The organism is Robiginitomaculum antarcticum DSM 21748 (assembly GCF_000365025.1).
Classification (GTDB): domain Bacteria; phylum Pseudomonadota; class Alphaproteobacteria; order Caulobacterales; family Maricaulaceae; genus Robiginitomaculum; species Robiginitomaculum antarcticum.
The window spans coordinates 236,920-252,863 of record NZ_KB823013.1 but is presented as its reverse complement, the minus strand read 5'-3'; the positions used below and the strand labels follow the sequence as shown (position 1 = coordinate 252,863).

Annotated in this window: 9 protein-coding genes and 2 pseudogenes; 8 read left to right on the top strand and 3 right to left on the bottom strand. The window is 50.2% G+C overall.

All coding sequences use genetic code 11. The annotated features are described in order from the left end of the window. Nucleotides 1–8 precede the first annotated feature (8 nt). The 4 genes and pseudogenes from H142_RS15435 to H142_RS0110595 form a co-directional block, all read left to right on the top strand. Nucleotides 9–1,295, top strand: a pseudogene (locus H142_RS15435) (N-6 DNA methylase); the annotation flags it as partial. After that, nucleotides 1,295–2,137: a cytosine permease gene (locus H142_RS15430; RefSeq protein ID WP_017932115.1), complete on the top strand. Its 843-nt coding sequence runs from the start codon at nucleotides 1,295–1,297 to the stop codon at nucleotides 2,135–2,137. The pseudogene H142_RS15435 and the gene H142_RS15430, both read left to right, overlap by 1 nt. Next, nucleotides 2,134–3,684: a hydantoinase/oxoprolinase family protein gene (locus tag H142_RS0110600; RefSeq protein ID WP_017932114.1), complete on the top strand. Its 1,551-nt coding sequence runs from the start codon at nucleotides 2,134–2,136 to the stop codon at nucleotides 3,682–3,684. Before H142_RS15430 ends, H142_RS0110600 begins: the two co-directional genes overlap by 4 nt. Then, on the top strand, nucleotides 3,681–4,769 hold the full coding sequence (locus H142_RS0110595; RefSeq protein ID WP_017932113.1) for a DUF917 domain-containing protein: 1,089 nt from the start codon (nucleotides 3,681–3,683) through the stop codon (nucleotides 4,767–4,769). The genes H142_RS0110600 and H142_RS0110595 overlap by 4 nt, the downstream gene beginning before the upstream one ends. Here H142_RS0110595 and H142_RS0110590 read toward each other — a convergent pair. Next, complete coding sequence (locus H142_RS0110590; protein WP_017932112.1) at nucleotides 4,766–6,328, bottom strand: tetratricopeptide repeat-containing sulfotransferase family protein; 1,563 nt, start codon at nucleotides 6,326–6,328, stop codon at nucleotides 4,766–4,768. The genes H142_RS0110595 and H142_RS0110590 overlap by 4 nt on opposite strands. A gap of 203 nt (nucleotides 6,329–6,531) precedes the next feature. Here H142_RS0110590 and H142_RS0110585 point away from each other — a divergent pair, with 203 nt between their 5' ends. Together H142_RS0110585 and H142_RS15960 are read left to right on the top strand one after the other, a co-directional pair. Then, entirely contained in the window at nucleotides 6,532–9,057 is a 2,526-nt protein-coding gene (locus H142_RS0110585; protein WP_017932111.1) for a TonB-dependent receptor, read from the top strand. 148 nt (nucleotides 9,058–9,205) lie between these two features. Further along, nucleotides 9,206–10,606, top strand: a pseudogene (locus H142_RS15960) (IS1182 family transposase). 231 nt (nucleotides 10,607–10,837) lie between these two features. Here the strand turns inward: H142_RS15960 and H142_RS0110560 are convergent. Continuing rightward, nucleotides 10,838–12,751, bottom strand: a complete 1,914-nt coding sequence (locus tag H142_RS0110560; RefSeq protein ID WP_017932109.1) for a M1 family metallopeptidase — start codon at nucleotides 12,749–12,751, stop codon at nucleotides 10,838–10,840. A gap of 478 nt (nucleotides 12,752–13,229) precedes the next feature. On the opposite strand from H142_RS0110560, the gene H142_RS16375 reads away from it, so the two are divergent. Continuing rightward, the gene (locus H142_RS16375) at nucleotides 13,230–14,039 is read left to right on the top strand and encodes a serine hydrolase domain-containing protein (protein WP_026147970.1); all 810 of its coding nucleotides are present in this window, start codon (nucleotides 13,230–13,232) and stop codon (nucleotides 14,037–14,039) included. Continuing rightward, entirely contained in the window at nucleotides 14,015–14,368 is a 354-nt protein-coding gene (locus H142_RS17175) for a hypothetical protein (protein WP_017932108.1), read from the top strand. The genes H142_RS16375 and H142_RS17175 overlap by 25 nt, the downstream gene beginning before the upstream one ends. Here H142_RS17175 and H142_RS0110545 read toward each other — a convergent pair. Continuing rightward, a complete protein-coding gene (locus tag H142_RS0110545; protein WP_017932107.1) occupies nucleotides 14,365–15,927 on the bottom strand; it encodes a tetratricopeptide repeat-containing sulfotransferase family protein in 1,563 nt (520 codons plus the stop codon). The two genes, H142_RS17175 and H142_RS0110545, sit on opposite strands and share 4 nt — an antisense overlap. Nucleotides 15,928–15,944: the final 17 nt, after the last annotated feature.

Below are 15,944 nucleotides of genomic sequence, written 5' to 3'. Positions count from 1 at the left end.
AGTCCTTCATGCTTGATTCAGAGACAAAACGCCGAATAGATACATGCCGTGATATCCTCGTAGGGAAAGTTCCCGACCCAAAAAGTCAGGTCGAACAAATTACTGTCGCGCTAATTTACAAATTTATGCACGATATGGATTTAGAGTCCGAAGAACTTGGCGGGGAGCGTAAATTCTTCACGGATGAATATGAGCGTTTTCGCTGGTCTAATCTGGTGACTTCCGGAATCTCAGGTCAGGAGATGCTCAACACCTATTCAGAAGCTTTAACCAAAATGGTGGAGAACGAAAAGTTACCGCCTTTATTTCGGACAATTTTTCGCAATGCTTATCTGCCTTATCGTGACCCTGAAACGCTTCGCAGTTTCCTGCGGGAGATTGATAGTTTTGAATATGACCATAGTGAACGTTTGGGTGATGCATTCGAATACTTGCTTTCTGTATTGGGCAGTCAAGGCGATGCAGGGCAATTTCGGACACCGCGACATATTATTGATTTCATGGTTGAGATTATCGACCCTAAAAAGAATGAAACCATATTAGACCCAGCCTGCGGTACGGCTGGTTTTCTGATTTCTGCTTACAAGCATATCCTAAAAGCGAATTCGTCCAATGTCACGGGCTCTGTACCAGAGAGTGAGACGAAAGATGTGGCAGAACAAGCGCTGGAAAGTCCGTTACGCTATGCTGGCGATAAACTGACCACCAAAGATCGTGCATTGCTGGCAGAAAATATTATCGGGTATGATATCTCTCCCGATATGGTGCGTTTAAGTCTGGTGAACCTTTATTTGCACGGCTTCGCCGACCCTAAAGTCGAAGAATATGACACTCTCACAAGTGAAGCTAAGTGGGGTGAAATGGCTGATGTCATCCTTGCCAACCCGCCATTTATGTCTCCCAAAGGCGGGATCAAGCCGCATACGCGGTTTCAGGTGCAATCCAAACGCAGTGAAGTTCTGTTTGTCGATTACATAGCTGAGCACCTCACCAAGGCAGGTAGGTCTGCTATTGTAGTGCCGGAAGGAATAATTTTTCAAAGCCAGAATGCTTATAAAGACTTACGTAAAATGCTGGTAGACAATCACCTCGCAGCGGTGATCTCTCTTCCCGGTGGAGTGTTTAACCCATACTCAGGCGTAAAAACTTCGATCCTTATATTGGATAGAGCGCTTGCTAAGGTAAGTGATTACATTGCTTTTTTCAAGATTGAGAATGATGGCTTCGAGCTTGGGGCACAACGGCGTTCACAAAAGGGAAGCGAACTATCAAAAGTGAAATCAGAATTAGCGGCATGACCGTCACCACAATTGTTGGGTTTAAGGCGATTAATATATTGGCTACTTTGTTGGTGCCTATCCTTGCCGTAGTGACTTTTCTCTTCGCCAAATCAGCGCTTAGCACACAGGGTTTCACAGAAATATTGGCCATAGAACGCGAGGCGACAATCACGACGGGCCAAGGCATATCGGCCATTGTAGGCGCTATCATTATTGGGGCGATTATCTTGCCGGACATTACGCGGTTTGTGCGTCATTGGACCGGGGCTATTTATACGTCGATCATCGCTTACATCATTGTTCAACTGGCGGTCATGGGCTCGGCGGCTCTAGCGGGGGCAGTCTCAGGCAGCACAGATATTCTGGGTATTATGCTCGACTTAAATCTCGGTATTGGTGCGTTCTTGATCGTAATTGGGAGTAGCTGGGTCTTGAACTCGCTTAATCTTTACAGCGCTATTTTGGGAACAAAAGCCACATTCCCAAAACTCAATAGCACATGGCTCGCGATTGGATTAGGTGCGGCCGGCGTTATTGCCGCCTTGATGAATCTGCTAGACAACTTCATTCCGTTTCTTATTTTTCTCTCCGATATTTTTATCCCGGTCGCGGGCGTAATTATTATCGACGCCTTGCTGATGCGGCGGTCAGATTATCACATTGAAACACTTACGGGCAACCGGAGCTTTAACTGGCCGGGACTTATGGCTTGGGCCATAGGAGCTGGATTTGCTCTGATGATTTCAAACGGAGTCATCCCAAGCCCAACGGGCATTACCTCCATAGACGCAATCATTTTAGCCGGTCTTGTATATATGGCTTTGTCATGGGGCGTCCAAAAAAGGCAATCGATATGAGAATTGGCATTGATGTGGGCGGAACCCATACGGACGCCGTTATTTTGGATGGCGATGAGGTTATTTCCGCTACTAAGGCGCTGACTTCGGCCAACGTTGTCAGCGGCATCACAGACGCGCTTGATACGCTTTTGAAAGACGGCGCCATTAGCCAAAATAAGATCAAAACTGTCATGATAGGCACGACACAATTCACCAATGCAATTGTGCAGCGCCGGGAACTTTCGCCCGTAGCAGCTGTGCGGATAGGTCTGCCATCGGGGCGCGGTATACCGCCTATGGTCGACTGGCCGGACGATATTCGCGGCGCAATGGGGGAACATATTTATCTGCTACATGGCGGATACCTTTACGACGGTTTTCCCGTGGCAGATATTAGGGACGATGAAGTCGACGCGTTGATCAAAGACCTAGTCAAAAAGCGCATTAAGAACGTCGCGATTGCCTCAGCCTTTTCTCCCATGAATGCGCAGCCAGAAAAAATTGTCGGCGAGAAAATCAAGGCCGCTATTCCAAACGCCCGTGTCACTTTGTCTTATAATTTCGGACGGCTTGGCCTGATGGAGCGCGAGAACGCGGCTATTATGAATGCGACGCTTTTACCCTTTGCAGACAAAGTCGTCAGTTCGTTTTTGGACGCGCTTAAGAACCGAGGCCTAAATTGCCCGGCCTTTATTAGCCAGAATGACGGCACATTGATGAGCGCTGATTTTGTCCGCGCCTATCCCGCGCTTACATTCGCGTCTGGGCCGACCAATTCTCTGCGAGGCGCTTATAAACTCACTGGTCTCAAAGATGCGATTGTTGTCGACATTGGCGGCACTACGTCTGACATTGGTGTCCTACAAGGCGGTTTCCCGCGCGAGTCCAATGTCGTCATCGAAATTGGCGGCGTGCGCACAAATTTCCGTATGCCAGACATTACGGCGGTTGGCCTCGGCGGAGGCAGCCTAGTTTTGGACGGCGGCAAAACTATTGGTCCGCTTTCTGTCGGACATAAACTCGTCTCAGAAGGGTTGGTCTTTGGCGGTAAGACGCTAACGACGACGGATATATTAGTTGCGAGCGGTGGCGCGAAAATTGGCGATGTTTCAAAGATAAACGATGTCCCAAAAGCGACTGTCGATGCTGCGACCGCAACGATGCACGCTATGCTCGACCAGAATATTGAGATGATGAAGCCAGGCGGAAAAGACATGCCGGTCATTCTTGTTGGAGGGGGAGCTGTCTTGGTGACCCAGGGGCTCAAGGCCGCTTCCCAACTCCAACGCCCTGAAAATGCGGGCGTTGCCAATGCGATTGGCGCGGCGATTGCGCAGATCGGGGCCGAGGCTGAACGCATAATATCCTACCGCGAGACACCGCGGGAGGAGGCTTTGAAACTCATCACGCAAGTGGCGACGGAGCGAGCCTTCAGAGCGGGCGCGGATATTGCGACGATTAAAGCTGTTGATATCGAAGAAACCTCCATTCCTTATATGGACGAGGGCGCGACCCGCGTGCGCGTGAAAGTCATAGGCGACCTTTCAGTGGGAGATATGTCATGAAGACCATTGGTTTAGAGCATCTTGACGACATCGCGCTGGGCTCCGTTTTCCTTGCGACCGGCGGCGGCGGCGATCCGCATGTCCCCAAACTTATCGCGCGCGAAGCTATAAAAAAATACGGCCCCGTTGCCCTTATCCAGCCTGAAGATTTAGCCGATGATGCCTATGTGGTGCCAATTGGCAGCGTCGGCGCGCCGACCGTAAGCCTCGAGCTTCTGCCGTCAATTGACGACGCTGCGTTGACGATTGACGCCTTCGAAAAATATGTGGGTCGTAAAATCGACGCCGTGGCATCTTTCGAAATCGGCGGTGGAAATTCGCTTATTCCATTGGTCGCTGCAGCGGGAAAAGGCATCCCCGTTGTTGATGGCGACGGCATGGGCCGCGCGCTACCCGAAGCGCAAATGATGTCATACGCCATTGCGGGCGTGAAACCAACGCCAGCTGTTGCCTATGATTACGCGGGAAACACGGCGACCTTTGAAGTCTCGACGACGGATATTTATGAACGCCACATTCGCAGCTATTCTATGGCGGCGGGCGGTATGATTACGGCGGCAGAACATCCGATGACGGGCGCAGAACTTAAGCGCTCAGTTATTCCTGGAACTTTGAGCTTCTCTGTCGAACTCGGCCGTACTTTGCGCGAAAATCGCGGTCAGGCCGACTCGCTCTTGAAGCCGCTTCAAGACGTTTTCGCGAAGTCGATATATGGCGAATGCCGCATAATCTGCACAGGCAAGGTCATTGATAAAGCCACCCGCATTATCGGTGGGTACGATATAGGCGAGGCGACAATCGAAGCATTTGACGGGATAGGTGAAAACCTTAGTGTCAATATTAAGAACGAATATTTACTGGCCAGAATTGGCGATAAAGTTGTCGCCAGCGTGCCTGACCTCATCACCATAGTCGATTTTGAGACAGGCGCTCCGATTAATGCCGAGCGCTTGCGTTACGGTCAAAGAGTCTGCGTATTTGCAACGGGATGCCCAGAATTTTACAGATCAAAAGCCGCCTTAAAAGTTGTCGCACCGCGCTGCTTTGGGTTCAATATTGATTACGTGCCGTTGGAAGACCTTTAATCCGCAAGGTTTCCCAGAGCGGCTTTGAGCCCATCAAGTTTATCGCCGTATTTCTTCCAACGTCCGATAGACCCCGAATAAAGCGGCTGACGGACTTGCACGGAGCTGGCCGTAGAGACCGGGGCTGTGTTTTCATGGAAACGCATGCAGGCATCGTCCCAATCCAATCCGCAAAAATCGAGTAAACGGCGCGTTTGGTTTTCTTGACCAAAGATGATGTCTTCGTATCGGACTTCAATGAAGCGGTCTTGGGGAATAGTTGCTCGCCAATGTGACATCAAATCATCAAATTGTCGGTAAAACCAAGCTGTGTCCTCAAGATCAAACGTATAATTGTAATACGAATATTGCGTCGAAAAGAGTTGCCGGAAGTTTGATAGGCAGCTATCCATCGCGCCTCGCCGAAGGGCGATAATACGCGCATTAGGGAGAGCGCGATGAATAAGTCCCGCATAAAAGAAATTAAGTGGCATCTTATCAATCATGTATTTTGAATCGCCAGCGCGATCTTTGGTGTTATCGATATAGGATTTGCCGACACGGGCTAAATCCAGATGCGCCGCTTCCTGAAATGTCTTAGTGTCCATGACTAGATTTGAATCTGTTCCGGTTTCTTCTTTGATAAGTTCTGCAAACATGTTGAGCTCGCCCGCAGACACGACATCAGGGTGCGAAGACAAAATGCGGTCAACCAATGTCGTTCCTGTTCGCGGTAAACCCACGATGAGAATGGGGGTATCCTGAGCATAATTTGTTTCAGGTTTTGACGGCGTTGCGGACGTTTGCTTTGCCGCTTCGAGCAATGCCTGCCCAACAATCCTATCATACCGCAGCTGACTACGTTTGGCCTTTTTGCCTGCTAAAAGCCAGTCCAGGCTCTCTTCATGACGCGATAAATCTTCGAGTGTTTTTGCGATCGCGTGACCAAGCTGAAGTTGCCCTTCAGCATCGCCGACAGCGGCTTCGAACAAAGACTTCAAAGTTTCATAGTGATTCGTATCAGGCGTTTGTTTGCTTAGCGAGATTAGCGATGACCAGGCGCGATAAAAACTTTTATCGAGATTTAGTGCTTTTTCGTAAGCTGTTTTCGCGGTCTTAAAATCTCCGATGAACTGCGCTGATGCCCCAAGATTATAATAGAAATTCGCTTGGCGGGGATTGAAACCAACCGCTTTTTCAAACAGGGGGATAGCGTCTTTATGATATCCTGCTCGGCTGTAAACGACGCCGATGGTATCCGCGATATAAGCGTCGTCGACCTGTAATTTTGCGGCTTTATCCGCCACAGTCTTTGCCGCGTTTTGACGTCCCATAGCCGAGAGTTGTTTGGCATGATGAGCGATGTAACAGATGTTGCGCGGCTCATAGGTAGCGGCTTGCTCAAATAGCTCTAACGCCTTTCCATGATTACGATGTTCGGATGCGATAACGCCAAGAAGAAAGTATGGCAACGGGTCGTCTAAGCGTTTTTTGATTAGATCAATCGCACCTGCATGGACCTTTTCAAAGGCTTTATCGCCCAAAAGCTTCAGACCTGTTTTTAGGGTCAATTCGGTCATGTATTAGTAATATTCGCCTTAATGTGTAGCCCAAATGTACCACTGAAAATCTAATTTTGCATCAGAGCGGGTTTAAACAATGATCTTGGCTGCATAGCCATGCTTTCGAAAGCAAATTTTGTCGATAGTTCTCTAAACTATTTACTTACCAGAGACGCACATCATTGCAATGAGTCGCCAACACGTACTACAAAGGGGAAACCATGAAACGCCAAATCACGTATAAAACCCAACTGAAATTGACAGTCAGCTTTCTGGCATTACCGCTAGGAGCTACGGCTATTTCGGTTCCTGCCCATGCGCAAATCGATGATGAGATTATCGTAACAGCCACGCGGCGTTCAGAATCCATCCAAGATATCCCGATAAACATCGCCGCAATTGGCGGGGCACAAATTGAGCAACAGGGCTTTGGAGACATTTCCGAATTAGCCGCCTTTGTCCCGGGTCTCAACATCGCTGACCAAGGCGGTCGTGATGGGAACCGAATCGTGGTGAGGGGGCTTAATGTCGAGGACATTCAAAATGGGTTTGGCCAAGAAGATGGCGGCGGTACGGTTGCGACCTATGTCGGGGAAATCCCGCTTTTTGTTGATCTACGACTGAATGATCTGCAGCGGGTTGAAGTCCTGCTCGGGCCGCAAGGCACTTTGTACGGGGCGGGCACAATGGGCGGCGCGATCCGATATATTCCCAATAAACCTGACTTTACGGACGATTTATTTGAAGTCCGGGCTGGCGCGTACACGTACAGCTCTGGCAGCGGTATCAGTTCTGACATCGGCTTCACATTTAACGCCCCTATTTCAGACAGTTTCGCGCTTCGCGGTTCGTTGGATTACCAAAATGACAAAGGGTTTATTGATTATCCTTATGTGGTGCGCGCGCCTGGGATTTCAGAACCGGATGGTTTTGGAGACGCAAGTAATTTCCGGCCTGTTAAAGATGCGAATACTGAAGAAATTTTCTCGGGCCGCGTGGCTGCTCGCTGGCAACCAACAGATGCGTTAGACGCGACGCTGACTTATTATTTCCAGGAAGGCGAATATGGCGGACGGAACACCTCGTCATTCCGCACGGCCAATATCCCCGCTACATTCGGTAGCCCGCTTAATCTTGCCTCAGATGAATATGAATTTGCAGGACGTGTTGAGGAGCCCAATGAGCGCAATAGTGACCTCATCGCGCTTGAAGTCATTGCTGACCTTGGATTTGCGGAACTAACGTCTGCAACGGGCTATGCGACGGTGGAAGAAAACGGGCAGCGGGATCAGACGGATTTGCTGATTTCATTGGATTATTATTATGAAACGTTTCCAACATTTACGGGCTTTACCGCTGAGGATGAAGAGACCGAAATTTTCAATCAGGAAGTCCGGCTCGTATCTAAAGGTGAGAGCCGTTTCAACTGGATTCTGGGCGCATTCTATAACCAGAATGCATATAATGCACTGTCTTCAGAATTCACTCCGGGTATCGGGGCTTTCAATGCCGGTTTTGGCTTTCGTCAAGATTTGAACGATCTGGAATATTTTGAGGCAGACCGAACAAAACTCAAAGAAAAAGCAGTGTTCGGCGAGGTTGGACTTGATGTCACCGAGGCGTGGGATGTGACCTTTGGCATGCGTTATTATGATTATGCTTACGAAACGGCTGGTGACACGCAGTTCCCATATTTCACGACGGCGGCCGACTTTAATCCTTACCCACTTTCAGATATCAAGAACCAGATCGCCCTTGCGCCGAACCAGTCGGATGATGGCACATTATTCAAATTCAACACATCCTATCAATTTGGCGGCGGTAATACGGTGTATGCAACCTTCAGCCAAGGCTTCCGAGTTGGGGCGGCAAACGGCACAAATTTCTGTGAAGGTGACTATCTTAATGATCAAAACCAAGGGCTATGTCTCCACTCTCCCGGGCAAGAACTTAGGGACGGCGGAACGGCTATCTTGGATGAGCGAAATTATTCATCTGATACGGTTGATAATTATGAACTTGGTGCCAAGACAACGTGGCTTGATGGAGCGGTGCGATTAAACGGTGCGGTGTATTTCATTAATTGGAATAACCCGCAGGTAAACACAGTGTCAATCAACGCGGGTACAAGCATTACTGTGAACGCAGAATCTGCCGAAACTAAAGGCTTCGAACTGGATGGCAGCTGGCGAGTTTCAGATCATTTTTTAATGCGAGGGAATTTCAGCTATACAGACGCGAAGTTGACAACCGACGTCCCTGGTTTGGTGCGAGCCATTAACGGCCAAGGAACTTTCACTCCAGATTTCGGTTACGGTTTTGGTACGGATGCCATCAACGCTCAGGATGGGGATCGCTTACCGGGCTCACCGAACACACAATTTTCTGTCTTCGGAGACTATAAGCACCCGCTGTCGAACGGCGCTAGTGTGCTGGTGAATGTGGGTTATGCTTGGCAAAGCGAGGTCTTATCGGTCGTTGGTGCCCGCGGCGGGAGCTATACCCTGCCGAGCTACGGCCGGGCCAACGCGGCGATTGGGTATGAGGCCGGGAATTGGTCACTCATTAGTTTTGTAGACAATCTGTTTAACGACTTTTCAGAATCCAGTGCAGCCAACACGCCGCTCAATAATCAGTTAGTGCCAGCTTTTGCCGGAGATCCCAATCCAGCCAATGTAAGACGGTTCAGAACCAATGTCCTGCCGCCGCGGTCCATTGGCGCGAGGTTCAAGTACCGATTCCAGTAGAATACTTTAAGGTGTTTACCATAAAGCGGGGTTCGGCCCCGCTTTTTTTAAACAATTTTCTGCTGTTAGCTTACGTCCGAAATGGGGAGTGGCTGTGTGAAAACGGCGTTTTATGGTATGGTTCTGGTGACTGAATCGGAGATGTATCGTGAAGCGCTTTATCCAAGGGCAAGACCGCAGCCAGTCCACTTTATTTCCTGAAAGTCTGGAAGAGTATATTGACGAGGATAATACCGTTCGCGTCGTCGATGCCTATGTTGATGAGCTGGATTTATTTACAATGGGCTTCGAGCGTGTTCGGCCCAAGGCTACGTGACGTCCAGGTTATTATCCTTCTATTTTGCTCAAACTCTATATTTACGGTTATCTGAATTGCATTTAATCGAGCCGCCGGCTTGAACGCGAAGCGGGCCGTAATATTGAGCTTATGTGGCTAATGGGCACGTTGGCTCCAGACTTCAAAACGATTTCTGACTTTAGAAAAGACAATGGCGTTGCGATACAGATGGCCTGTTCTCAGTTTGTTACCCTGTGCCGAGAACTTGGCATGTTCGCACGTACGATGGTTGCCATTGATGGGGCTAAGTTCAAGGCTGTGAATGCGAGAGAGAAGAACTTCACCAGAGGCAAGCTCACGCGCCGCATCGGTCAGATTGAGCATTCCATTGAGAAGTATCTTCATGCCCTGGACGCTACAGATTTACAGGAGGGAGATGCGGCAGACGCCAAGACGGAACGCCTTAAGGAAAAGATCACATCCATGCGTGAAAAAAATGGCTGAACTGAAAGATATGAAAGCCCACCTGATTACGTCTTCCAAGAAGCAAATATCTTTGACGGACCCGGACTCAGTTGCCATGGCGACGAGCACAAAGGCCGGTATGGTGGGCTACAACGTACAAACCGTCGTCGATACAGAACATCATCTGTTTGTTGTGCATGAAGTCACCAACATCGTCTCGGATAAAGTCCAATTGACCAAGATGACAGGACAAGGCCAAGCCGCCATAGGCCGAAAGGATATCAAAGTCTTTGCAGATCGCGGTTACTTTAGCGGTGCAGAAATAATGGCGACTGAAAAACTGGGCGCGACAACTAATGTACCTAAGCCCTACACATCCGGTTCTAAAGCTGCGGGCCGCTTTGGCAAACACGACTTCCTCTATCAGCCTTAGGACAACAGCTATCAATGTCCAGGCGGACAGAAGATGACTTATCGCTTCATGTCCGTTGAGCAAGGCAAGGACATGCAGGTCTACTGGCCCGATGGCTGTGATGTCTGTCCCGTCAAAGCCAAATGCACAACGGGGAAACAGAGGCGGATTAAACGCTGGGTCAATGAAGATATTATCGACGCAATGTTAAACCGAATGAACTTCCTGAAGCTATGGCCATCCGAAGGGCGACAGTTGAACATCCGTTAGGGACGCTCAAATCTTGGATGGGCGTAACGCACTTTCTGACAAAACGCCTGCCGAACGTTAAAATAGAGATGAGTTTATCAGTTCTAGCCTATAATATCCGCCGGATGATCAGCATGATGGCGTGAAGAAACTTATCGGAGTGATCCAAGCCTAAGGGAAAACTCGTCCGAAATTAAATCGGATAAAATCGAGACATCCCCCAGAGCGTTTTCACACAGCCACGGGATATATCCATGCTCCAAATCTCGTGCAGATTTAAGTCCTAGGAGATGGGAGCGCAAACGAGACGGGCGGCCTCGATGACGAGTGGATATAGTCTCATCATTGAAGCCCTATACCCGAAGCGGCCTGGATAACTACTTCGCCAGGATATCGCTGATGCGGCGCTGCGCGATGGGGTGGTAACCCGCTTGAGCTTTGGCAAAGACGCGATTGGCTATATCGGCCTGGCCGTTATCATTGAGCGCGCCGTAGAGGCGGTAGATGAACTTACCCCGTCCGACGGTCATCAAAAATTCTTCCAGCGCGGGCATGGCGGGGGCGTAGCCGCCTTTGATGGCTTGCATGTACCAGGCGAAGGCGGTCTCGGCATTTTGCGTGCCTGTTAAGCTAAATGTATCGTCGAGGGCCTTATATTGGGCCTGCGTTAAATCCGGCAGACCGTTGAGGAAATGTAGCCATTCATGCGTTGACCAATCCGCTGTCGGCAGCTGCGCTGCCGTAATGTCCCCGCTCGACCAGCGTGCAGACGCCGCTGCGACTTTATTAAACGCATCTGATTGCGGATTGCGGATAGTGGCGGGAAGGCCTTGGCCATAAACCCAGTCTTGGATTTCGGCATCTGTGACGGCATCAGGGTTTTGATTGCGCAGATTGGCATTCATAAATCCGAGAAAATCCTCTGTTGTGATACTGTCAAACGCATAGGCATTGAAATAGGATTTCAGGAACGGATCAAATGCGGCCCGTCCAAAACGGTCTTCGAGGAAGTTTAGAAAGAATTGTCCTTTAACATAGGTAACTTGTGAAAACGCCTCGTCAGGGTGGGTTAAATCATCCGTGAATTTGAGCTGCGTCAAGCTTGGCCGCTCGGCCCCCGCAATATCGCGCTTTAGATCCTCAAGCCCGAGAGCTTGTTCCATGATGGCGCGGTTTTCGCCGTATAAGTCTTCCATGACGCGGTTTTCCACATAACTGGTAAATCCCTCATTTAGCCATGCATCGCGCCAACTGGCGTTCGTCACAAGATTGCCGGACCAGCTATGGGCCAGCTCATGCGCGACAACATTGGTGAGGGATTTGTCACCTGCGATTAATGTTGGTGTCATAAAGGACAGGCGCGGGTTTTCCATCCCGCCAAAAGGGAAACTTGGCGGCAGGACGATCAAATCATAGCGGCCCCAACGATAGGGCCCGTAAAGCTCTGTGTTGGCAACTTCCATCATGGGCGTTTCCGCAAACTCTTCGGCAGCGGCATCAAGGATATAATCCTCGGCATAGACACCGATTGTGTCATTAATGGCTTTGAATTTAATATCGCCAACCGCAATCGCGATAAGATAACTCGGGATGGGCTGCGGCATAGAGAATGTCCAATTGCCATCGCCGTCTTTCCCGTCTTGTGAAGCACTCATCAGCGGGAGCAGGCCATCAGGCACGCGCAGAGAAGCTTCATATGTCATGCGCACAGCGGGCGTATCTTGGATAGGCAGCATCGTACGGGCATTGATCGCTTGGGCTTGGGAGAAGAGATAGGGCTTTTCCTTGCCCGCAGTCTGCGCAGGGGTCAGCCACTGCAGACCTTCTGCATTAGGGCTGGTCTCGTAAGTAATGCGAAGCTGCGTCGCGTCAGGGCCAATGTCGATGCTCATGGCTGACCCTAAGACGGGGTCTGCATCCGCCAATGTGTAATCTGCGAGCGTCCAGCCCTCTCCCGTCTCAAGCGCTACGTCTTTAATCACAAGATCTTTGGTATCGAGTGTTAACGTCCGGGCTCCCGCTTCGATACGCTCAAAACGCAATGTGACAGCGCCGTCGAGAACCTTACGGTCAAAATCAACGTCCAAATCCAGCGCGGCGTGCTTGACGATTACCTCTTGGTAATTGGCATAGGTAAACTGGTCAGCCGTAAAGAACCGCTCGGAGGGGACCACAGTCTGAACGGCGCTCACATCTGCTGGCGCCGTCGTTGACGTATTTGGTGAGCACGCAGAAAGCGTAACGCCGACTGCCGCAAAAAAGGTGAGGGGGATTAAGCGCGTATACGTCATGCTGTGACTCCGTTATTTTGGAGTAGCCTAAAGCTTTTAATTATACCCTGCTAGTCTTATGGCCGTTTTAGCTAACACTTTCATGCTTGGTATCGCTTAGTGTGTTTTCCGGTATGATTAAAATTAGTCATGCCTGCCATGGAGCTTGCATCGCCTTTACCGTTCCGATTGATTGCTCGTGTGGAATGGTTGAACGTCATAGCGACCCGCTAATACGGTCAATTTGTCAAGAACTGAATTGCTTCTCTCGACCTGTCTAAATCACGTTCTGCAACGTATTCTCTAATGTCCGTTGTTCATATAATACGGTTTTTGTTTCATTTTATATCAGCTGTAAAAAAGGCGTATTTTATGCCTTGTATATGAAGATGGGTAGAGATTAAATAATGGCATGCGGATCACACGACGAGAGACCCTTTCTTTGACCCTAGCTGCATGTGGGGCAACGGGTTTGTCGGCCTGCATACATGACAGACAAATGACGCCCGCAGTAGGTGAAACTATAAAGGGGTTTGAGCCGCTTGCAGGAGCCGGGATTCTTGTTCATCAGAACGGGGGCAAAGTTGTGGAACGCTGGGAAGGAGTCGCGGCCGGACTGGACCGTGATGAAAACATCGCCAAACGCGCATTCACAGCGCGTTCTCCCTTTCGGGTGGCGTCCATGTCCAAGGTTGTCACATTGCTGACCGCAAAATCCATGGCGGGTGCGGGCGTGCTACAACTGGACGCCGGCATTAGTGATGTCATGGGCGTCGCGCTTCGGCATCCCAATTTTCCAAATCAGCCCATCACCTTGCAAAATCTGCTGTCACATCGTTCGGGCATTTCCGATCCGGCTGTTTATTGGACCCAGCCCTCAGGCGACATTCGGGATCTGTTATCGCCGGATATGTTTAAAGGCGGCCGCCCCGGGGAATGGTTTGAATACGCCAATATTAATTACGGCATTGCCGCCACGGTCATGGAAGCTAGATCAGGCGAGCGATTTGATCAGTTGACGCAGCGCTATGTCCTTACACCCCTTGGGCTCGACGCCGGATTTAACTGGGCCGATGTCAGCGACGCCAAACGCCAGAGAGGCGCTACGCTATATCGCAAAGTGGACGGAGAGATGCGCGTACAAACAGACGGCCCTGATATATTAGCAAAGAGCGGGCCTGTCTTATACGGAGATGATCCGGATTTTGTTTTTGAAAATTACGAGCCGGCCGCAATGGTACCCTGCTGTCTCCTCAGGGCGGACTGCGCGCCAGTCTTTATGATTTGCTCAAGATTGCGAAGGATTTAGGCGATTACCCCGACCTTCACCGCGTTGACTGGATATATGACGGCCATAATGGAGCCGCAGATCATGGCCATTTCGTCAGTTTTGGCCCCGGACTCTATGTCTACCCGCCGGATCTCTCGCCAATTCCTGGACAGATGATGGTAGGACATCACGGCGAAGCTTACGGCATGTATGGCGGGCTGTGGCATCTACCGCAAATAAATGCGCAAATCGTCTACGCTGTGACCGGAACGCCGCAGCCCCCCAAAGCGGCTCATCCCGGACCGCCCGCCATTGCGGCGGAAATCCGGCTGTTTCTGAATGAAGCTATGCAGGCGCTCGGGCTTTAAGGTTTGGCCAATTCCCCCAGCGCCGCTTTCAGGCCGTCCAGATGATCCCCGTATTTTTTCCACCGATTAATTGAGCCGGAATAGAGCGGCCGTCTGACCTGCACGGAACTGGCCGTATCAACAGGCGCGGCGTTCTCATGAAACCTCAGGCAGGCGGCGTCCCAGTCAAGGCCGCAAAATGAAAGCAAGCGCCGGGTTTCGGACTCTTGCTCATGAACCATGTCCTCATAGCGCATTTCTAAAAAGCGCGACGCTGGAAGGGCACCGCGCCAATGAGTCGTCAAGGCGTCAAATTCCCGGTAAAATTCGGCTGTATCGTCAAGGCTCAAAGTATAGGTGTACCGGTTATCGTCCAATGCGAAGAGCTGGCGGTAATTTGACAGGCATGTATCCATCGCGCCGCGGCGAAGCCCAATAATCTTGGCATCAGGAAGCGCTTGATGGATCAAACCCGCATAAAGAAAGTTTAACGGCGTACTGTCAATGACCATCTGCGCGCCGTTAGACATTTCGGCGATCCGATGCGAATAGTCTTGGCCGATTTCTTTCAAATTCAATTTTGAGGCACTCAAAAATGTTTGGGCGTCGAGCTGCTTAGACAGCCCTCCATCTATTTTTTCTTTCACCAAATGACTGAATACATCCAGTTCGCCTGCAGATGTGACTTCGGGGTGGGAGGACAATATCCGGTCGAGCAATGTTGTGCCAGTGCGCGGCATTCCGATGATAAAGATAGGCTTTACGCCGTTTTTATGGGGCATATGCTGTAGATTAGATGAGGATGTAGATCTGGCAGATTTAAATATATTTTTCACGTCAGAGGGATCATGCCGAATGCGGGCCCTGCTCATCTCTTTGGCTTTGTGCAGCCACTCCAGGCTTTCCGGGTACCGCCCTAAGTCTTCGAGCGTCTTCGCAATTGCGTGCCCCACCATCAACCGCCCCCCCGCATCTTGACCCGCCGCTTCAAATAATGGCTTTAAAGTTTCAAGCTGGGTATCGGCAGTTTGTGTTTCCAAAGATATTAAGGCAAACCACGCGCGGTAGAATTGAGGATTAAGGGCAACAGCTTTTTGATACGCCGTTTTCGCCGTCTTGATATGGCCTGAAAACTGTGCGGATGCGGCAAGATTAAATTGGAATATGGGCCAGTTAGGATTGAGCCTTGCCGCTGTCTTGAACATTGGCAAGGCAAGGTCATGATACCCTGACCGGCTGTAAACCGTGCCAATCATATCCGCGAGAAATGCATCCTTTTGGGTCAAGGCTGCGGCGTGGTCAGCACGGCGTTTGGCCTCGATATGACGTCCCAAATTTATCAGCGTTTTGGCGCAATATGCCTGATACCGGGCGTTTTTGGGGTCGTGCTCGCTTGCTTTTGCAAAAAACTCCAACGCCTTGCTTAGATGCCCATTATCAGAGGCGACGAGTCCCAAGACAAAGAAGGCTAAGGCGTTTTTCTCATTCTGCCGCAACGCCGCGATGGCAAGGTCATAGACGGCTTGATACTTCTTCTGCGCCAGAAGTTTCATCGCTGTGTCAAAGGTCAATAAAGCCATTGAAGAACAAACCTTTA